The following is a 19,683-nucleotide window of genomic DNA, read 5'->3' as shown; positions in this document are numbered from 1 at the left end:
TTGAATATAGTATCCAATTTGAAGGGAAGGCTGTCAAGCATTCGCGGATCAGGCCTTCTCATTTAACGCGCATTCATCACCTAGCGGTGAGGTAGAGTTCCACCGAAGCAAGGGGAGAAGCAGCATGAAACCGGGAAATCCCCGTCTGGCCCTATCGCGGCGCAGCCTCTTGGGGCTCGCGGCCGCGGCACTCGCTTTGCCGACGTCACCCGCTTTGGCGACGGGTCGGGCGCTGCGCGGCCAGGTCTCCTATCGCGAGCGCATCGCCCTTCCGCCCGAGGCGCTTCTGGAAGTGCGGCTTGTCGATGTCTCGCTCGCCGACGCCCCGGCGCGTAGCCTCGCGGTCACCCGGGTCAAGACCCGGCACCGCATGCCTATCCCCTATCGCCTGCGCTTCGACGAAGCGAGGATCCAGCGCGGCCACACTTACGCCCTCGAAGCGCGCATCACCGTCCATGGCAAGCTGTGGTTCATCACCACGACCCGCCACACCGCCCTCGCCGGCAATGCCGATGAAACGAGTATCCTGGTCGAGTTCGTCAAATCCGCCGCCGCGGCGACCCTGCCCCTCAACGGACGCTGGCTTGCCGAATCCATCCGCAATCGCCGCGTCATCGGCGATCCCAAGACGCTGATCGAGATCACCGCCGACGGCAAGGTCACCGGCAGCGGCGGCTGCAACCGGATCAGCGGCAAGGCGACCGTCGATGGCGCGCATATCAGCTTCGGACCGATGATCTCGACCAAGATGGCCTGCCCGCCCGCCGTCATGGATCAGGAGAGCAAGTTCCTGGCGGCCCTCGGCGACACGCGGCTTTGGCGGATCGACGAGCAGAGAGACAGGCTCATCCTTGTCGACGCGCATGGGGTCACCGTGCTGCGGCTGGCCAGGTTATAGAGCGCGTCCCGCCAAAGTTGCTCGACTTTGGCGATAAGGACGCGATCCAGATAAGTTTTTCGCCGGACTTTCATTTGCCTCATCCAGGTTGTAGGTCTTGGGCGGTGACGCCACAGGATTCTTTGGATTCAAGCCCGTTCCCATGATCGGCCGCGCTGCCCGGATAACCGCTCTTGCCGCCCTCATCGCCGTCGCACCGGCGGGCCTCAGCCTGCTCGGCGCGCAGGATCTGAGCGTCACCCCGGCGCCCAAGGAGAACGAACCGCCGCCTTTGCCGCGCTTCCGTCAGATCGATCTCGGCGGCAAACCCCTTTCCTTCACACGCGGTGAGATCACGATACTGGCGGATGACGACTTCCCGCCCTTCAGCTATGCGGGCCCCACGGGTGAGCCCCAGGGCATCGCGGTCGAGGCGGCGCAAGCGGCCTGCCAGGAACTGCGCACCAAATGCCAGGTCGTGCTGATGCCATGGCAAACGCTGTCGGGCGATCTCTCGGCCGGCGGCATCGTCGCGGGCCTCAGGCTCGACGATGCGACATTGGCAAAATTCCAGCCGACCCGTCCGATCTATCGGGCCCTTGGCCGCTTCGTGGTGCGCAAGGATAGCGAGCTCACCCAGGTGACGCGCGATGCCATCGCCGGCAAGCGCATCGGGGTCCTTGCCGGCAGCGGTTATGAGGGGTGGCTCAAGCGCAATTTCGCCGACTCGGTGATCGTTCCCTATCCGAGCCTCGCCGATCTCGAGGAGGCGCTGCGCACCACCAAGGTCGAGATCCTGTTCGGCGACGGGCTGCAGCTCGTCTATTGGATGCGCGGCAGCGCCTCGCAGAATTGCTGCAAATATGTCGACGGCGCCTATTATGACGACGCCTCGTTCAGCCGTCCCTACGTCTTCCTGGTCCGGCGCGGCGATGAGGAGTTGAAACAGGCTTTCGACTATGCGCTCGACCAGTTGCAGGAGCAGGGCGCCTATGCGCGCATCTTCAGCCGCTATGTCCCGGCGCGCTTCTGGTAGTCGGACGCCTTGCTGCCCACCAACTCGGCGATGCTCGCGACGCCTGAGGCCTCAAGCCTCTCGGTGAGCCCCGCGACGATCTCAGCGATGAGCGCCGGCCCTTTGAAGACGAGCGCCGAATAGAGCTGCAGCAAGCTGGCGCCGGCCTCGATCTTGGCGATGGCCTTGTCCGCACTGTCGATGCCGCCCACGCCGACGAGCGGAATGCGCCGCTCGAGGCGCAGGAACAAGCGCGCCAGCATCCGGGTGGATGGCGCAAAGAGCGGACGGCCGGACAGGCCTCCCGTCTCTGGCGCCAAGGGCGAGCCGAGATCGGGCCGCGCCAGCGTCGTGTTGGAGACGATGACGCCGTCGACCTTCATGGCGAGGAATACCGCCGCCATGTCGTCGAGCGCGTCATCGGCGAGATCGGGGGCGATCTTCACCAGGAGCGGCGGCGATGTTCGGCTGCCACGCGCATCACTCAAGCGCCTGAGCAAGGCTTCGAGCTCCGCTTTCGCTTGCAGATCGCGCAGGCCCGGCGTGTTGGGCGAGGAGATATTCACCGTCAGATAGCTCGCAATATCGGCGAAGGCCTCGAAGCCCCGGACATAGTCGGCGATGCGGTCGTCCGTGATCTTGTTGGCGCCGATATTGACGCCGACGATCCCGCCACGGCCGCGGCGCGCTTCGAGGCGGCGGCGCAAAGCGAGATGGCCCTCATTGTTGAAGCCCATGCGGTTGATCACCGCCTCGTCCTCGCGCAAGCGGAACAGGCGCGGCCGCGGATTGCCGTCCTGGGCCCTAGGCGTGACGGTGCCCACTTCGACGAAGCTCAGGCCTTGCGCCAGCATCTGATCGGGCACTTCGCCATTCTTGTCGAAGCCGGCGGCAAGCCCCAGCGGATGGTCGAATTGCAATCCAAAGGCATCGACGCGCAAGGAGGTGTCAGGCCGCGGCGACGCGGCCAAGGGCGCCACGCGCAAGGCCGCGATGGTGAGGCGATGCGCCGTCTCGGCATCGAGCGCCTGGAGCAGCGGATTGAAGAGCGGGAACGCTCGTTCGGCGAGCGTCATGACGGGATGTCCGCCGGGAATTCATGCGCCGTTCCCCGCCACGGCAAAGGCATGACGGAACGAACGCTCCCCACCGCGAGCGGCGCATAGAGATGCGGAAAGAGATCGCCACCCCGAGATTTTTCCCAGCGCAATTCAGGCCCCAAGACTTCCGTTTCGACGGCAAGGAGAACGAGATCCTGACGATGGGCGAAGTGGCGTCGCGCCGTCTCGCGCAACTGAGGAGCGGCGGAAAAATGGATGTAGCCGTCCTCGCGGTCGACCGCAGAACCGGCAAATTGGCCTTGCGCCAAGGCCTTTTCCCATTCCTCCCGGTCGCAGATTTTGTAGATCGTCGGCATGGCCCATCCTTCGCTGCGCAAGAGCCTTAAACCATAGATTCAAGGCCCGGAACGGCACAAATCGTCGTCCCTGGACCGGCTTTTGAGCGGATTCGCGGGACTCGACAAAGGTCATAATTTAAGGTATTAGTTCCTATAAATACGAAAACAACGAACCTTACCGGCACCCTGTCAGGGAGCGTGGCCATGTTCACTCACAAGCAAGTTTGGGCGGCGATCGACGTCATCGCCGAACGTTACGGATTCTCCGCCTCGGGCCTCGCCAAGAAAGCCGGGCTCGATCCGACTTCGTTCAATCCGTCCAAGCGCCATGGACCGGATGGACGGCCGCGCTGGCCCACAACCGAAAGCATCGCGCGCGTGCTCGAAGCCTCGGGTGCCTCGGTCGAGGAGTTCAGCGATTTGCTCAGCGGCCGCAAAGGCCAACCGCCCAAGCGACGGCAGATCCCGATGATCGGCTTCACGCAAGTGGGCAAGCCCGGCTTCTTCGACGATTCAGGCTTTCCGGTCGGCACGTCGTGGGACGAGATCGAGGCGCCGGGCATCGTCGATCAGAATGCCTATGCCGTCGAGATCCAGGGCGAAAGCATGCTGCCCGTCTATCGCGAGGGCGATATCGTCATCGTCTCGCCCTCGACGTCGATCCGCAAAGGCGACCGGGTGATCGCCAGGACGACGACCGGCGAGGTGCTGGCGCGCATCCTGCACCGCCAATCGGCCAAGACCGTCGAGCTCGCTTCCTTCAACCCAGCCGAGGAGATCAAGAGCATCGACATGAAGGACATCGACTGGGTCGCCCGGATCATCTGGGCGGGACAGTAGGCGACGGCGGGAAATCCAGGCAACCTTCAAGAAGGGGCGACTGGACTGTAGGTTCCACCCGGAGGCGTGACATGCCTGTTTCGCAGCTGATCGTGATCGCTTTTCTTTATGCTCTCATGGCCGGCACTCCAGCCCTCGCCAACCCTCCTGCCGCAGGCACATCCGAAGCCGCAGCGACGTCAGAACCTCCAGGCCCCGGATGCCCCAGCATACCAGGTGGACCCGGACCACTGCCGGATGACGAAGACGATGACGAGCTGGAATTCGCCGTCTGATCGAAGGCCACCCTTCTGATCACAACAATGTGGCTCGAGTGCCCAGATCAAAGCGGCCTGCGCAACAACAATCATTGACAAAAAGCCTATGCTTAACCTAAGGTTAATTCCAGAGAGGGGGTAAATGGGCGATCTAGGGCTCGCCTCCGGAGAATGTATCATGCGAAGCAGGCAGCAGTTTGCCATCGCGCTTTCTTTTGCTTTCATCGCCTGCAGTCCCGCCATTGCCGCCACACCGATCGGCAAAGCGGTGCAAGCCTCGACGACGGTCAGCGCCAATGGGCGCACCTTGCAGAGATCGTCACCGATCTTCTTGAATGACGTGCTGAGATCGAACGCGACCGGCGTCGGCCAGTTCGTCTTCGACGACGGCACCAAGCTCGCCATGGGTCCCTCGGCGTCGCTCACCATCGACAAGTCGATTTACAAGGGCGCGTCGGCGCAGCGCGCCAGCATCCAAGCCTCCAAGGGCGCCTTCCGCTATATCAGCGGCGCCTTCTCCGGCAAGAAGATCGCGACGCCCTATGGCACCATAGGCATCCGCGGCACGGCTTTTGATTTCACCATTCGCAACGGCCGGGTCTATGTGCTTTTGTTCCGTGGCGCCGTCAGCTTCTGCGGCGGCGGCGGCTGCAAGACCCTCACCCGCACATGCGACTTTCTCGTCGCCGGCGGCGGTAAGGTCAGCACTCCGCAAGCCTTGAGCGCCGGCATGGAGTCCGGGCTGAATGTCAACCAGGCCTTCCCGCTGCTCGCCAATCAGGGCCGGCTCGGCTCGCAATTCCGCCAGGCCGGCAAAAACTGCTTCAGCCGCGCGGCCCGGAGGGGTCTCGGTGCAACGCCGGCGGGATTGAAGGCCGCTCTTGGATCGACATCTGAACCTCCGGGTCCCGCCCCAGATCCAGATCCAGATCCAGGCTCAGGTCCAGGAACGAGCAAGTCGAATAAGGGCTTCGGCAATGGCGATGAAGGTGACGGATCGCGTAGTGACAACGACAACCCCGGCAAGGGACACGGCGGCCCTCACGGCAAGAAGTAATCCGTCTTATCCCAATTCGCCCTTGAGCGCCTTGCCGATCAAAGCGCGCGTATTGTCGATGCCGTAGAGGGCCGCGAATGAACCGAAGCGCGGTCCCTTCTCCTCGCCCAGCAACACCTGATAGAGCGTGTTGAACCAGGCGAGCGACACGCCCATCGAACCGTCCTTCTGCACGGTCTTATAGGGATCGCGCCGGCCGATATCGTAGACCGCCTGCTGGATCTCTTCGGGCGTCGCTTCCTTGGGCAAACGACCCAGCGCGTCGGACAAGTCCTCGAGCGCCTGGCGCTCATCGGCCGTCGCCTGGCGATAGCGCTTCTGCGGCTTCACGAAATCCTGGAAATAGCGGATGGCATAGCCGACCAGCGCATCGAGACGCGGATGCGTTTCGGGCGACACGGAGGGCGCATAGCGCTTGAGGAATGCCCACAGCACGTCCTTGCTCTCGGCATTGGCGACGGCGACGAGATTGAGAAGCAGCGCGAAGGACACCGTCTGGGTGCGGCCGCCCTGATCGGAGACCAGCACTTCCGGCTTGGGCGGCGAGCCTGCATGAATGTGCCAGACCGGATTGGTGAGGCGCTGCGCCATATCCTGGCGCGGATAGGCGTCGAGGAAAGCCTGATAATCATCGACGGCGCGCGGGATCACGTCGAAATAGAGCTTCTTCGCCTCACGCGGCTTCAAATACATGAAGAGCTGCAGACTTTGCGGATCGGCATAGGTCAGCCATTCATCGATGGTGAGGCCGTTGCCCTTGGACTTCGAGATCTTCTGGCCCTTTTCATCGAGGAAGAGCTCGTAATTGAAGCCGTCGGGCGGGTTCGAGCCCAGCACTTTGCAGATGCGGCTCGCGAGCTTCACGGAATCGATGAGATCCTTGCCCGACATTTCATAATCGACGTCGAGCGCATACCAGCGCATCGCCCAGTCGGGCTTCCATTGCAGCTTGCAGTGTCCACCCGTGACCGGTGTCTCATAGGCTTTGCCCGAGGCCGGATCGCGCCAGACAATGGTGCCTGCTTTCACATCGCGGCTCTCGATCGGCACCTGCATGACGACGCCCGATTCCGGATGCACCGGCAGGAAGGGCGAATAGGTCTGCGAGCGCTCCTCGCGCAGCGACGGCAGCATGATCGCCATGATCTCGTCATAGCATTCGAGCGCACGCAGCAATGCCTGATCGAAGCGGCCGGATGTATAGTACTCCGTGGCGCTGGCGAATTCGTATTTGAAGCCATAGGCATCGAGGAACCGGCGCAGCATCGCATTGTTGTGATGCCCGAAGCTCTCAAATTTGCCGAAGGGATCGGGGATCGAGGTGAGCTTGCGGCCGAGATGCTGGGCGACCATTTCCTTGTTCGGAATATTGTCCGGCACCTTGCGCAGGCCGTCCATGTCGTCGGAAAAGCACAGAAGACGGGTGGGAATGTCCGACATGGTCTCGAAGGCATGGCGCACCATGGAGGTGCGCGCCACCTCGCCGAAGGTGCCGATATGGGGAAGGCCCGAGGGGCCATAACCGGTCTCGAACAGCACTTCCTTCACCGGCTGTTTTTTACCCTTCACGCGCTCCAGAAGCTTGCGGGCCTCTTCGAAAGGCCACGCCTTGCTGGCGAGAGCGGCGGCGCGAAGGTGTTGGTCGGTCATTGTCCTGTCTTTGCTGGTTAGAATGAGAAAGCCCGGCAAATCCTGAAGATTTGCCGGGCCTTCGTCTATAAGCCACGATCCTTGACGTCAACCTCGGTCGACCGGGAAGGGATTGCGCTCGGCAAAGTCCAATTGGTGCCAATAGGGATAGGGCGGCGTGGTGAGGCTCGCCGCATCGAGCTTCGCCACCTGCTCCTTGGTGAGGTTCCAGCCGACCGCCCCCAGATTCTGCTTGAGCTGCTCCTCGTTGCGGGCGCCGATGATCACCGTCGAGACGGAAGGCCGCTGCAAGAGCCAGTTGAGGGCGATCTGCGGAACGGTCTTGCCGGTCTCCTGAGCGACCTCGTCCAGCGCATCGACCACCTTATAGAGATAGTCTTCCGGCACCGGGGGTCCGTTATCGGCGGTCTTGTGCAGGCGGCTCTGCTTCGGCAAGGGGGCGCCCCGACGCAATTTGCCGGTGAGGCGGCCCCAGCCCAGAGGCGACCACACCACGCAGCCGACACCCTGGTCGAGGGCGAGCGGCATCAGCTCCAGCTCATAATCGCGCCCGACCAGCGAGTAATAGGCTTGATGCGCGACATAGCGGGCATAGCCGTAGCGCTGTTGGACACAGAGCGACTTCATCAGATGCCAGCCGGAGAAATTCGAGCAGCCGAGATAGCGGATCTTGCCCTGGCGCACGAGATCGTCGAGCGTCGACGTCACTTCCTCGATCGGCGTCTTGGCATCGAAGCCATGCAGCTGGAAGAGATCGATCACATCGGTGCCGAGGCGCTTCAGGCTGCCCTCGACCTGCTTGATGAGGTGATAGCGCGATGAGCCGACATCGTTGGGCTCGTCGGAAAAACGGAACGTGGCCTTGGTCGAGATCAGGACCTTGTCGCGGCGACCCTTGATCGCCTTGCCCAGCACTTCTTCCGAAAGACCGTTCGAATAGACATCGGCGGTGTCGAACATGCTGACGCCGGCATCGAGGCAGGTGCTGACGATCCGTGTCGCCTCATCGACGCCGGTCGCTCCCCAGGCCTTGAAAAATTCATTGCCGCCGCCAAAAGTCGCCGTCCCCATGGTAAGGGCCGGTACCTTGAATCCCGAGCCGCCAAGCTGCCTGAACTCCATGATCCTTCTCCTCTCGATTGCAGGCCGGCGATCATGCAGGCGCTTGGCCACCTGGCAAGCGAGAAATGCGGATGGGTGCTATCGGCCTGGTGCGGTGCTGCCCAATCTTCAGGCAGTGGCGAGATTCTTGCTGAGAAACTCGACAGTACGGCTCCAGGCCAGTTCGGCCGTGTCCTTGTTGTAGCGCGCCGCATTGGTGTCGTTGTTGAAGGCGTGATTGGCGCCCTCATAGATGAAGAGCTCGTAGACCTTGCCGTTGTCCTTGAGCGCCTTCTCGAAATCGGCAATGCCGGCATTGATGCGCTCATCCAGCCCGGCATAGTTGAGGAGAAGCGGCGCCTTGATGGCAGGCACCTGATCTGATTTGGGCTGGGAGCCATAGTAGACGACACCTGCAGCCAAAGCAGGCTCGTTCACCGCCAGTTCTCCAACCCGTCCGCCGCCCCAGCAGAAGCCGACCGCGCCGACCTTGCCGGTGCAATCCGGCCGCGCCGCCGAGACGGCGAGGCTCGCACGCGATATCGCGACCGTTTCTTCGGGCTTCAGCGTCTGGATCATCTCGCGCGCCTTGTCTTCGTCCTTAGGCGTCCCGCCCTTGATGCTCAGATAATCCGGCGCCAGCGCCAGGAAGCCCTCGGTTGCGATCCGTCGCGTCACATCCTTGATATGCGGATTGAGGCCGCGATTCTCGGAAATGACGATCACGCCGCCGGCCCTCTGATTGTTTTTCGGCTTGACCAGATAGCCCGATATTTTCCCAGCACTTGAATCATAGGTGATCGTTTCGGGCGCGATGCGCGCGTCGCTTTCGGCCACCATCTCGGCCATGGCGTAATTGTTCTCGAGCGCCGGGAGGATGGCCGAGGCCGCAGCCGTGCCACCCGCCAGCAGGGTCAGCCTTTCGAGAAAGTCACGGCGCTTCATCTGGCCATGGGTGTAGCGGTCGAACAGATCGACATATTTCTGGTCCATGATCTTCCTCCTCGTTGGAGGGGAACAATGCGGTCACCAGGTGACATGTTCCAGGCGGGCGTGATCACGATTAGCTGAGCGCAAGGCGCAGAGATTCCTGTACGCGCTCGTTTGATCACTGTATGTTCCGGCCGATGTCCCTCACCTCCGCATTGCTCTTCCCGCAAGCCCTGACGGCACCCGTCGCCGTCCTGGAGGGCGTTGCGCTCAGGCTTAGCCACAGCAAGCGGCTGGAGGCGGGCGAGGCCTTGACCCACCTCATCCGCGAGCCGCATCTCCTCTGCCATGCGGCCTTCGTCATCGAGCGCCTGGGCTTCGCCGCCGAAGCCCCGCGTGCGGTGATCCGCCAAGCGCGCGAGCAGAAGCACTTCGACGTGGCCGAGCTCTTCGCCTTCACCTGCCCGGCGCGTTTCGCCACACCGACACCCAAGGGGCTGGCCCGCTCGCTCCATCTCGACCCTTCGGGCGAGGAGACCGAATTGCTGCGCGCCATCGCCCAGGAGCTCCTGGCCAGGCTGGCAAGCCCTGCCTATCCCTTGATCCGCGAGACGGCCGAGATCGCGACTTTCCTCGCCCGCGCCAACTGGCCCTGGGCGCGCGCCGTCATGGGCGAGCTCACTAAGGCCAATCCGCGCCTCGATATCGGCACCTTCGTCACCGGCCTCAATGTGTGGGACCGCATCGATGAGTGGGAAGACGACGGCGGCAGGCCGCCCGGCTCGCATCATGGTGTGACGGCCGATGAAGCGAAGGACTTCCTCGACAAGCTCCTGGGCGATGATGCCGAGCCAAGGCTCGAGCAGAAGGACTATGCGGCGACCGCCACTCATGCCTTCCAGCCGCGTGACGAGGAGACCGCCAATCACATCCTTCTCGCCGAAGCGGGCACCGGGCTTGGCAAGACGCTGGGCTATCTCGCGCCCTCCTGGCTATGGGCGCGCAAGAACGCGGCACCCGTCTGGGTCTCGACCTATACCAAGAACCTGCAGCGCCAGATCGACCAGGAGACCCAGCGCATCATCGCCGATCCTGCCGAGCGCCGCGACCGCATCGTCATCCGTAAAGGTCGCGAGAACTATGTCTGCCTGCTCAATCTGCAGGAAGCTTTCGCCAGGATGGGCTCCGCCAATACGCGCTCGGCGCTGCTCGCCGGCCTCATCGCGCGCTGGGCGAGGGCCAGCCGCGACGGCGACATGGTAGGGGGCGACTTCCCTTCCTGGCTGTTGCCGCTTTTCAACGATGTCGCCTTCGACGGCGAGACGCGCGCCATATCGCCCGCTTCCCTCGGGCTCACCGACCGGCGCGGCGAATGCATCTATTCGGCCTGCCCGCACTACCGCAAATGCTTCATCGAGCGTGCCATGGTGCAGGGCCGCAAGGCCGATCTCGTCATCGCCAATCATGCGCTCGTGCTGCGCAAGGCCGCCGTCGATCAGGCGTTGGGCTTTACGACCACCAAGGAGGAATCCTCAGCCCCGCAGGATCTGCGCCGCATCGTCTTCGATGAAGGCCATCATCTCTTCGATGCCGCCGACAGCGCCTTTTCCGGCCATCTGACGGCGCTCGAAACCGCCGAGCTCCGCCGCTGGCTCAGAGGACCTGAGTCGGCCGGCCGGCGCGGCCGCGGGCTCAGGGACCGGGTCGGCGATCTCGTCGCCGATGACGAGCTCGCCGAGAAGCACATGAATGCGGTGCTCAATGCCGCTTATGCGCTGCCGGGCCCCGGCTGGACCCGGCGTATCCAGGCGGGCACCCCCGAAGGGGCGGCGGAAGTCTTCCTCTCGCTGGTGCGCCAGCAGGTACTGGCGCGCGCCGAGCAGAATTCCGGCCAGACGCTCGAGACCGATTGCGCGCCCTTGGTGGAAGGGCTCAGCCCCGCCGCGGGCGAGCTCGCCGCCGCCTTGATCGATCTCAAGAAACCCATGGCCAACCTCGCCGCGGCTTTGGCCAAGAAGCTCGATGACGAAGCGGCCGAGCTCTCCACTCATGACCGCGGGCGGATCGAAGCGGTGTCGCGCTCCTTGCGCCGGCGCGGCGAGCTCATGGTCGGCTCCTGGATCGACATGATCGAAAGGCTGCTCGACAAACCCAATCCCCTGTTCGTCGAATGGTTCTCGGTCGACCAGATCTTTGGCCGCGAAGCCGATGTTGGGCTCCACAGCCACTGGATCGACCCGACCGAGCCCTTGGCGCTCACCGTGCTCAAGGAAGCCGATGGCGTCGTCATCACCTCGGCGACGCTCAAGGACCGGCCGCCCGAGGCGCCGGAGGACTGGACCAATGCCGAGATGCGCACCGGGGCCGTGCATCTGCCCTATCCGGTAATGCGGGCGAGCTATGACTCGCCTTTCGACTACCGCAAGGCGAGCCGCATCATCGTGGTGAACGACGTCAATCGCGAGGACATGGACCAGCTCGCCGCCGCCTATCGCGAGCTCTTCGCCGCCTCGGGCGGGGGCGGCCTCGGCCTCTTTACCGCCATTTCGCGCCTGCGCGCCGTCTATAAGAAGCTGGTGCGGCCGATGGCGCAGAAAGGCCTGGCCCTCTATGCCCAGCATGTCGATCCGATGGATACCGGGACGCTGGTCGACATGTTCAGGGCCGAGCGCGACGCCTGCCTCCTCGGTACCGATGCGGTCAGGGACGGGGTCGATGTGCCGGGCGATTCCCTCAGGCTCATCGTGCTCGACCGCGTCCCCTGGGGCACGCCGACGATCCTCGAGCGCGCCCGGCGCCAGGCCTTTGGCGGTCAGGCCTATACCGACATGACGGTGCGCCTGCGCCTGCGCCAGGCCTTCGGCCGGCTCATCCGCCGCGACGGCGACCGTGGTTGCTTCGTCGTGCTCGATCCGAGGCTCGCCTCGCGTTTCTGCACCGCCTTCCCGCCCGGCATGCGCATCGAACGTGTCGGCCTCGTCGATGCGATCGACATGGTGCGCGATTTCACGCAGGGTTCGCCGGCATGAAGACCCTGTCCTACTGTTTCTTCACCACCCCGATCGGCGCCTGCGGCATTGCCTGGAGCGATGAAGGCATCACCAGCGTGAGCCTGCCGGAAGCACAGGAGACGCGCTTGCGCGCGCGGTTCAAGGCGCGCTTCCCGGAAGCTGATGAGGTGCCGCCATCGCCCGCGGTCGCCCGGGCCATCGAACGCATCCAGACCCTGCTCCGGGGCGAGCCCGACGACCTCCAGGACATCGTTCTCGACGACGGCGAGGTGCCGTCCTTCAACAAGCGCGTCTATGATATAGCGCGGCGCATCCTGCCCGGTGCTACCCGCACCTATGGCGATATCGCCAAGGAGCTCGGCGATCCGCTCCTTGCGCGCGAGGTCGGCCAGGCGCTCGGGCGCAACCCCTTCCCGATCATCGTGCCCTGCCATCGCGTTCTGGCGGCGGGCGGCAAGACCGGCGGCTTCTCGGCAACGGGCGGCGTCGAGACCAAATTCCGCATGCTTGCCATCGAGCGCGCAAAGACCGACAATGCGCCTTCCCTCTTCGACGAGCTTCCGCTCGCCGCCCCACCCCGCAGACCTCGTAACGCAAGAACATCATGACTCACGACCTCATCCTCACCGGCGGCCGCGTCATCGACCCGTCGCAGTCCCTCGATGCCGTCACCGATATCGCCTTCGCGCAAGGCAAGGTGTCGGCCGTCGGGCAGAACCTCAAGCGCGACGCCGGAACGAAAATCCAGGACGCGTCGGGCTTCATCGTGACTCCCGGCCTCATCGATCTCCATACCCATGTCTATTGGGGCGGAACCTCGCTCGGCGTCGATCCCGACCTCTATGCGAAGAAGAGCGGCGTCACCACGTCGGTCGACACGGGCTCGGCCGGCCCCGGCAATTTCCCGGGCTTCGCCAAGCACGTGATCGAGCCCGCGCGCTCGCGCATCTATGCCTATCTGCATGTGTCGCATGCCGGCATCTACGGCTTCTCGACAGACGTGCATGTCGGCGAAAGCGAGGACATGCGGCTCATGGACCCGCGCGGCGCGGTCAGGGTCGCGGCAGAATTTCCCGATCATATTGTCGGCATCAAGGTCAGGGTCGGCCGCCACGCCTCGGGCGATCAGGGCATCGCGCCCTTGGATGTCGCCCTGCAGGCGGCCGACGAAGCGGGCATCCCGCTCATGGCGCATATCGACGAGCCGCCCCCCACTTACGAAGACGTGCTTGCCAAGCTCCGACCCGGCGACGTGCTGACGCACGCCTTCCGGCCCTTCCCCAATGCGCCGGTAACGGTGCAGGGCACGATCAAGCCCGCGGTGCTCGCCGCGCGCAAGCGCGGCGTCCTCTTCGACATCGGCCATGGCATGGGCTCCTTCGCCTTCAAGACGGCGCGCGCCATGCTGGCCAACGGTTTCGAGCCCGACACAATTTCTTCCGATGTCCACGCTCTGTGCATCAATGGCCCCGCGCATGATCTCGTCACCACCATGTCGAAATTCCTGTGCCTCGGCATGGGCCTCACCGACGTCATCCGCGCTTCGACGGAAACGCCGGCCCGCGCCATCAAGCGGCACGATCTCGGCACGCTCAAAGTCGGCTCGCTCGGCGATGCGACACTCATCCGCATCGATGAAGGCCGCTTCGACTATGTCGACGTGACGGGCGAGCACCTCGAGGGCGAGAAGCGCATAGCGCCCCATGGCATGGTGATGCGCGGCGAATGGTGGGGGTAGCCCGTCATCCCGGCGCTGGACAAAACCTCCCTCTCCCGCTAGCCAGTCGGGCATTCAAAGAATGGAGCTTTCCGTGGGTAAGACCGTTAGCACCCATCACGCCTTGATCTATGTCATGGTCACCATCGCCGCCGTCGAAGGGCATCTCGGCGATCGCGAGCTCAAGGCCATCGGCCGCATCGTCAAGCAGTTGCCGATCTTCCGGTCATTCGATGCCGACAAGCTCACCCATGTCGCGCAGGAATGCGGCGAGATCCTGCAGGACAAGGAAGGGCTCGAGGCGGTTTTCGGCCTCGCCGCCGAAGCGCTCTCGCCCAAATTGCGCGAGACCGCTTACGCGCTCGCCGTCGAGATCGCCGCTTCCGATCTCGCCGTCGGCAAGGAGGAATTGCGCTTCCTCGCCATGCTGCGCGACCATCTGGGCCTCGACAAGCTCGTCACCGCGGCCCTCGAGCGCAGCGCCATCGCCCGCTACCAGACGGAATAGACGGGAACCCTGAAGCCATCCCTCGCGTTGTCACAGGAACATTTCCCTCAACACGAGGTTCAAATGACCACCATCCTGTTGATCATCCTAATCCTGCTCCTGATCGGCGCCCTGCCGAATTGGGGCTATAGCCGCGGCTGGGGCTATTATCCGAGCGGCGGCATCGGCCTGATCTTCATCATCCTGCTGATTCTCGTCCTCACTGGACGCGCTTGATCTATCTCTGACTGAAGGCCGCTCTTCGCAGGGCCGGCATGCGCAGCGCGAAGAATATGCCGCGCGCGGCGAAGAAGACGATCATCGAGGCCCACAGGCCGTGATTGCCATAGGCCTGCTCCAGCGGCCACCAGGCGAGGAAGAACACGACCATCGAGACCAGCATCATGTTGCGCATGTCGGCGGTCTGGGTGGCGCCGGTGAAGATGCCGTCATATTGGAAGCAGGCGACACCAATGAGCGGCGCCAGCGCCGACCACAACAGATAATGGCGCGCCGTCTCGCGCACCTCGGCATTGACCGTCATCATATCGATGAACCAAGGGCCACCCAGCCAGATGACGGCGAAGGTCAGGAAACCGACGACCAGCGCCCAGATCGAGGTGAGCCGCACCGCCGCCGTAAAGCGCCGGCGATCATGCGCGCCGACCGCCTGGCCGACTAGCGCTTCGGTGGCGAAAGCGAAGCCGTCGATCAGGAAGGCGGCAACGTCGAAGAAATGCATCAGGACGGCATTGGCGGAAACGATGACATCGCTCGCCTTGGCGCCGCGCGCCGTGAACCAGGAGAAGACCAGCACCAGGCAGACCGTCCTGATCATGATGTCGCGATTGATAGCCAAGGTGCGAATGAGCTTGGCCCGGTCGAACACGCGATAGCGCTCGAAGCGGGCACCCATCTCGCGCAATCGCCGGTAAGCGATGACGAGGCCCAAAAGCGCTGCCGTGACCTCGGCGATGAGGGCGGCCAAGGCCACGCCGTCCGACGTCATGCCGAGGCCCAGCACGAACAGCAGGCTCAGGGCCATGTTGGTGAGGTTGAGATAGAGCTGGATGATGAAAGCCGTGCGGGCGCGGCCCTGGCCGACGAACCAGCCGAGCAGGCAGAAGCTCGTCAGCGCGAAGGGCGCGGAGAAGACGCGAATATAGAAATAGGTCGCGGCGTGGCTCTCGACCTCGGCCGAGCCTTCGAGAAGGCCGAAAGCGAGCCGGCCGATCAGTGGTGAAAGGAGGATGATCGCCACGCCCAGGAGCCCGGCAATGATGAGGGCGCGCATGAGCACGGCGACAAGTTCCTCAGCGTCGGCCCGGCCGGTCGCCTGGGCCGAGAGCCCGCCGGTCCCGAGCCTCAGGAACCCGAAGCCCCAATAGATGAAATTGAAGATCAGGCTGCCGACGGTGATGGCGCCGATGTAATAGGCGCCGGGAAGCTGGCCGATCACCGCCGTGTTGACCACGCCGATCATGGGCTCTGTGACATTGGAGAGCATGATGGGCACAGCGATCGCAAGCACGCCCTTATGCGTCACCGGTGTCGATTGTGGGGATTGCATGAAGCCAGATTAGAACGATTCCGAAGCGGAGGAAATTCGCGTTTTTCCTGTTGGATTTGGACCCTCCACGCTGCTGACAGATTCTGGCAGCGGCGGCTTTCACGATTGGCATCGCGAGACCCAATCCGGCTATGCTCCAGCGCATGGATGATCGTCCGACAAGATTGCCCGCAGTCTTCACCGACTGGTTCCGGGCGCGCGGCTGGAGCCCGCGTCCGCATCAGCTTCAGGTGCTGGACAAGGCGCAAGCCGGGCTCGACGTGCTTCTCATTTCGCCGACCGGCGGCGGCAAGACGCTCGCCGGCTTCCTGCCGAGCCTCGTCGAGCTGACCCACAATGGCGAGCGGCGAGGCATCCACACGCTCTATGTGTCGCCGCTCAAGGCGCTCGCCGTCGACATCGCGCGCAACCTCGAGGCACCGGTCAGCGAGATGGGCTTGCCGATCCGCATCGAGACGCGCACCGGCGACACGCCGCATTCGCGGCGCAAGCGCCAGCGCGAGAAGCCGCCCGATATTCTGATCACCACGCCCGAGCAGGTCTCCCTCCTCGTCGCCGATCCCGGTGTGGCGCATCTGCTGCAGGATCTCCGCGCCATCGTGCTCGACGAGCTTCATTCGATCGTTACCTCCAAGCGCGGCGTGCTGCTGTCGCTGGCTCTGTCGCGGGTGCAGACACTGGCGCCTAAGGCGCGCCGCATCGGTCTTTCCGCCACGGTCGCCGATCCGGATGCGCTCAGGGCCTGGCTTACCCCGCAAGGCAGCCAGAAGAACCTGGCCGAGCTAGTGCTGGGCGCGGCCGGCGCCGCACCCCATATCCGCATCCTCAAATCGGCCGAGCGCGTGCCGTGGGCGGGCCATACGTCGCGCTATGCGTTCCCCGAAGTCTATGCCGCCATCAAGGCGGCGCGCATGACGCTCATTTTCGTCAATACGCGCTCGCAAGCGGAAATGACCTTCCAGGGCCTGTGGACGGCCAATGAGGATCATCTGCCGATCGCATTGCATCACGGCTCGCTCGACGTGGCGCAAAGACGCAAGGTCGAAGCGGCGATGGCGGCCGGCAAATTGCGCGCCGTCGTCTGCACCTCGACGCTCGATCTCGGCATCGACTGGGGCGATGTCGACCTCGTCATCCATGTCGGTGCGCCGAAAGGATCGAGCCGGCTCCTGCAGCGCATCGGCCGCTCCAACCACCGGCTCGACGAGCCCTCGCAAGCTCTGCTCGTGCCCTCCAACCGCTTCGAGGTGCTGGAATGCGAGGCCGCACGCCATGCTGCCGCCGCGGGCGCCCAGGATACGGAATATCCGAGCGTGCTCAAGCTCGACGTCCTCGCCCAGCACATATTGTGCCGCGCCTGCGCCGCACCGTTCCATCCCGACCAGCTCTATGCCGAGGTCAAGTCCGCCTGGACCTATCGCAACTTGACGCGCGCGGATTTCGACCGAGCGGTCGAATTCGTGACCAATGGCGGCTATGCGCTCAAGGCCTACGAGCGCTATGCCAAGCTTAAGCCTTGGGGCGAGGGGGAATTGCGCCTCGCCCATCCGCGCCTCGCCCAGCAGTACCGGCTCAATATGGGCACCATCGTCGAAGCCGAGATGCTGAAAGTCAGGCTTGCTTATGTGCGCAAAAAACTGGGCAAGCGGCTCGTCACCGGCGGGCGGGTGCTGGGCGAGATGGAGGAATGGTTCCTGAGCCAGCTCAGCATCGGCGACACTTTCACCTTCGGCGGCGAGATCCTGCGCTTCGAAGGTCTCGATGAATTCGGCGCGCTTGCCTCGCGATCGGCGGCGAGCGACGCCGCCATCCCCTCTTACGAAGGCGGCAAGTTTCCGCTCTCGACCTATCTCGCCGAGCGCGTGCGCGAGATGCTGGCCGATCCCAAGACCTGGCCGGCACTGCCTGCCCAAGTGCGCGACTGGCTTTCGGTCCAGCGCTGGAAGTCGGTCATCCCTTCGCCCAGGCAAATGCTCATCGAAACCTTCCCCCGGGCACAGCGCCATTACATGGTGTGCTATCCCTTCGAGGGTCGGCTCGCGCATCAGACGCTGGGCATGCTGCTCACCCGCCGGCTCGAGCGAATAGGCGCCCAGCCCATGGGCTTCGTCGCCTCCGAATACGCCCTCGTCGTGTGGACCTTGCGCGACCTGTCGCTGATGATCGCCTCCAAGCGCCTCGATCTCGGCCAGCTCTTCGGCGAGGACATGCTGGGCGATGATCTCGATGCCTGGCTCGCCGAATCCAACCTGATGAAGCGCACCTTCCGCAATGCGGCGATCATCGCCGGGCTCATCGAGCGGCGCTGGCCCGGCAAGGAGAAGACGGCGAGGCAGACGACGGTCAATTCCGATCTCGTCTATGACGTGCTGAGACGGCATGAGCCGCAGCACATCCTGCTCCGGGCGGCCTGGGATGACGCAGCCGACGGGCTCATCGACGTGCACCGGCTGGGCGCGCTGCTCCGGCGCATCCGCGGCCAGATCGTCCACCGCGCTCTCGACACGGTGTCGCCGCTCGCCGTGCCGGTGATGCTTGAGATCGGCAAAGAATCCGTTTACGGCGAGGCGGATGACGCTCTTCTCGCCGAAGCCGAAGACGAACTCATCGATGAGGCCATGCGCCTTGTCTAGGGCGGCATCCATAAGGCTGGGCGGCCTCGACCTGCTGCCCGATCTTGCCGGGGCGCTTTATATTCCTGAATTCGACGCTCTGCTCGTGGCGGATCTCCATCTCGAAAAGGCTTCGAGCCTCGCCCGGCGCGGCGTGCATCTGCCGCCCTATGACACGCGCGCGACGCTCGAGTATCTTTCCTTCTCGCTCGGCGCGGCGCGACCGAAGCGGCTCATCCTGCTCGGCGATTCATTCCACGATGAGGAGGCGCATCAGCGCATCGACGCCACCGATGTCGCCGAGCTTGCCCGGCTCACGCGCGGCATCGACATTATCTGGCTCGCCGGCAATCACGATCCCTCGCCGCCCAAGGCGCTCGGCGGCCACCATGCCGATGAAATCATCCTGGGGCCGATCACGCTGCGCCACATCCCGGGCACGCTCTCTCATGAGGACATCGAGATCGCGGGCCATCTCCATCCTGCCGCCTCGCTGGCGCAGCGCGGACGCTCGCTCCGGCGCAAATGTTTCGTCGGCCATGAGCGCCGCCTCGTCATGCCGGCCTATGGCAGCTTTACAGGAGGCTTAAGCGTCTCCGCCGCCCCCTTCCAGGCGATCTTCCCGGACGGCGATTTCCATGTCTGGATGATCGGCGGCAAGGCCATCCATCGCTTCCCCGCAGGCCGCATCAGATGAGGATGCGCACCAGCGCCAGGACCGACGTCACGATCACCGCGGCCGCGACATAGCTGCGCAAGCTGGCGAACCACAGCGGGAACCCCGCCGCCTCGGCGGTCAGTGCATCGCGCAGCGTCAGCAGGAGAAAGGCGGCGATCAGCAGCGACAGGCCCAGATGCGCGGGCAGGACGATGCACGCCCAGGCGGCAAAGAGGGCGGCGAGGCCGATCAGCCATTCGACGGCAATGCGGGCACGGCCGTAAGGGCCGGTCGCCAATGCCCAGTGCGCGCCTCCCATGAGGGCGAGAACCAACGCCCCATAGGACAAGAATGCCGATCCGAACGAGGCGCGCGGGAACGGGGCCGGTGAGATCCACATCAGGACCAGCAGCAGCGGGAACGGAATCAGAGCAAGGATTCCGACAGCAAGTGCTGGTCGTGGGATGGCATGGTGCGCGCGCAGCCTGGTTCCCCTTTCGCA

The 19,683-nt window shown here is 64.0% G+C and carries 18 protein-coding genes; 11 read left to right on the top strand and 7 right to left on the bottom strand.

Going from position 1 to position 19,683, the window contains the following annotated elements:
• The first annotated feature begins 124 nt into the window (after positions 1 to 124).
• Together DS839_RS24865 and DS839_RS24860 are read left to right on the top strand one after the other, a co-directional pair.
• The gene (locus DS839_RS24865; RefSeq protein WP_119273176.1) at positions 125 to 898 is read left to right on the top strand and encodes a YbaY family lipoprotein; all 774 of its coding nucleotides are present in this window, start codon (positions 125 to 127) and stop codon (positions 896 to 898) included.
• 142 nt (positions 899 to 1,040) lie between these two features.
• Positions 1,041 to 1,913, top strand: a complete 873-nt coding sequence (locus DS839_RS24860) for a transporter substrate-binding domain-containing protein (RefSeq protein WP_119273175.1) — start codon at positions 1,041 to 1,043, stop codon at positions 1,911 to 1,913.
• Here DS839_RS24860 and DS839_RS24855 read toward each other — a convergent pair.
• A complete protein-coding gene (locus tag DS839_RS24855) occupies positions 1,889 to 2,968 on the bottom strand; it encodes a quinone-dependent dihydroorotate dehydrogenase (RefSeq protein WP_119273174.1) in 1,080 nt (359 codons plus the stop codon). The two genes, DS839_RS24860 and DS839_RS24855, sit on opposite strands and share 25 nt — an antisense overlap.
• Positions 2,965 to 3,309 carry a DUF952 domain-containing protein gene (locus DS839_RS24850; RefSeq protein ID WP_119273173.1) on the bottom strand — a complete coding sequence of 115 codons (345 nt, stop codon included), beginning with the start codon at positions 3,307 to 3,309 and terminating at the stop codon, positions 2,965 to 2,967. Before DS839_RS24850 ends, DS839_RS24855 begins: the two co-directional genes overlap by 4 nt.
• A gap of 186 nt (positions 3,310 to 3,495) precedes the next feature.
• Here DS839_RS24850 and DS839_RS24845 point away from each other — a divergent pair, with 186 nt between their 5' ends.
• The gene (locus tag DS839_RS24845) at positions 3,496 to 4,131 is read left to right on the top strand and encodes a S24 family peptidase (RefSeq protein ID WP_119273172.1); all 636 of its coding nucleotides are present in this window, start codon (positions 3,496 to 3,498) and stop codon (positions 4,129 to 4,131) included.
• A gap of 435 nt (positions 4,132 to 4,566) precedes the next feature.
• A complete protein-coding gene (locus tag DS839_RS24840) occupies positions 4,567 to 5,445 on the top strand; it encodes a FecR family protein (protein WP_162918781.1) in 879 nt (292 codons plus the stop codon).
• A 6-nt stretch (positions 5,446 to 5,451) separates the two neighbouring features.
• Here DS839_RS24840 and DS839_RS24835 read toward each other — a convergent pair whose 3' ends face one another.
• The 3 genes from DS839_RS24835 to DS839_RS24825 form a co-directional block, all read right to left on the bottom strand.
• Complete coding sequence (locus DS839_RS24835; protein ID WP_119273170.1) at positions 5,452 to 7,095, bottom strand: lysine--tRNA ligase; 1,644 nt, start codon at positions 7,093 to 7,095, stop codon at positions 5,452 to 5,454.
• Positions 7,096 to 7,182: 87 nt separating this feature from the next.
• Complete coding sequence (locus tag DS839_RS24830) at positions 7,183 to 8,217, bottom strand: aldo/keto reductase (protein ID WP_119273169.1); 1,035 nt, start codon at positions 8,215 to 8,217, stop codon at positions 7,183 to 7,185.
• A 108-nt stretch (positions 8,218 to 8,325) separates the two neighbouring features.
• Positions 8,326 to 9,189, bottom strand: a complete 864-nt coding sequence (locus DS839_RS24825; RefSeq protein WP_119273168.1) for a dienelactone hydrolase family protein — start codon at positions 9,187 to 9,189, stop codon at positions 8,326 to 8,328.
• Between the two features lie 134 nt (positions 9,190 to 9,323).
• On the opposite strand from DS839_RS24825, the gene DS839_RS24820 reads away from it, so the two are divergent.
• The 5 genes from DS839_RS24820 (at position 9,324) to DS839_RS24800 (ending at position 14,578) form a co-directional block, all read left to right on the top strand.
• Complete coding sequence (locus DS839_RS24820) at positions 9,324 to 12,155, top strand: ATP-dependent DNA helicase (RefSeq protein WP_119273270.1); 2,832 nt, start codon at positions 9,324 to 9,326, stop codon at positions 12,153 to 12,155.
• Positions 12,152 to 12,745 carry a methylated-DNA--[protein]-cysteine S-methyltransferase gene (locus tag DS839_RS24815; protein WP_119273167.1) on the top strand — a complete coding sequence of 198 codons (594 nt, stop codon included), beginning with the start codon at positions 12,152 to 12,154 and terminating at the stop codon, positions 12,743 to 12,745. The genes DS839_RS24820 and DS839_RS24815 overlap by 4 nt, the downstream gene beginning before the upstream one ends.
• Complete coding sequence (locus tag DS839_RS24810; RefSeq protein ID WP_119273166.1) at positions 12,742 to 13,875, top strand: amidohydrolase/deacetylase family metallohydrolase; 1,134 nt, start codon at positions 12,742 to 12,744, stop codon at positions 13,873 to 13,875. The genes DS839_RS24815 and DS839_RS24810 overlap by 4 nt, the downstream gene beginning before the upstream one ends.
• Before the next feature lie 73 nt (positions 13,876 to 13,948).
• Positions 13,949 to 14,362 (top strand): tellurite resistance TerB family protein, encoded by a 414-nt coding sequence (locus tag DS839_RS24805; RefSeq protein WP_119273269.1) that lies wholly within the window; start codon positions 13,949 to 13,951, stop codon positions 14,360 to 14,362.
• 63 nt (positions 14,363 to 14,425) lie between these two features.
• Positions 14,426 to 14,578 carry a DUF3309 family protein gene (locus tag DS839_RS24800; RefSeq protein ID WP_119273165.1) on the top strand — a complete coding sequence of 51 codons (153 nt, stop codon included), beginning with the start codon at positions 14,426 to 14,428 and terminating at the stop codon, positions 14,576 to 14,578.
• A gap of 1 nt (position 14,579) precedes the next feature.
• Here the strand turns inward: DS839_RS24800 and DS839_RS24795 are convergent, their stop codons facing one another.
• Positions 14,580 to 15,872, bottom strand: coding sequence for an MATE family efflux transporter (locus tag DS839_RS24795; RefSeq protein WP_162918780.1), 1,293 nt, complete (start codon positions 15,870 to 15,872; stop codon positions 14,580 to 14,582).
• 182 nt (positions 15,873 to 16,054) lie between these two features.
• On the opposite strand from DS839_RS24795, the gene DS839_RS24790 reads away from it, so the two are divergent.
• Entirely contained in the window at positions 16,055 to 18,544 is a 2,490-nt protein-coding gene (locus tag DS839_RS24790) for a ligase-associated DNA damage response DEXH box helicase (RefSeq protein WP_119273268.1), read from the top strand.
• Positions 18,537 to 19,220: a ligase-associated DNA damage response endonuclease PdeM gene (gene pdeM, locus DS839_RS24785; protein ID WP_368911897.1), complete on the top strand. Its 684-nt coding sequence runs from the start codon at positions 18,537 to 18,539 to the stop codon at positions 19,218 to 19,220. The genes DS839_RS24790 and pdeM overlap by 8 nt, the downstream gene beginning before the upstream one ends.
• Here the strand turns inward: pdeM and DS839_RS24780 are convergent.
• Entirely contained in the window at positions 19,213 to 19,647 is a 435-nt protein-coding gene (locus tag DS839_RS24780) for a DUF3429 domain-containing protein (RefSeq protein ID WP_368911908.1), read from the bottom strand. The two genes, pdeM and DS839_RS24780, sit on opposite strands and share 8 nt — an antisense overlap.
• Positions 19,648 to 19,683 lie beyond the last annotated feature (36 nt).

The organism is Taklimakanibacter deserti, from assembly GCA_003574785.1.
The sequence above is the reverse complement of the archived record's forward strand: the minus strand, read 5'-3'. Positions and strand labels throughout refer to the sequence as shown.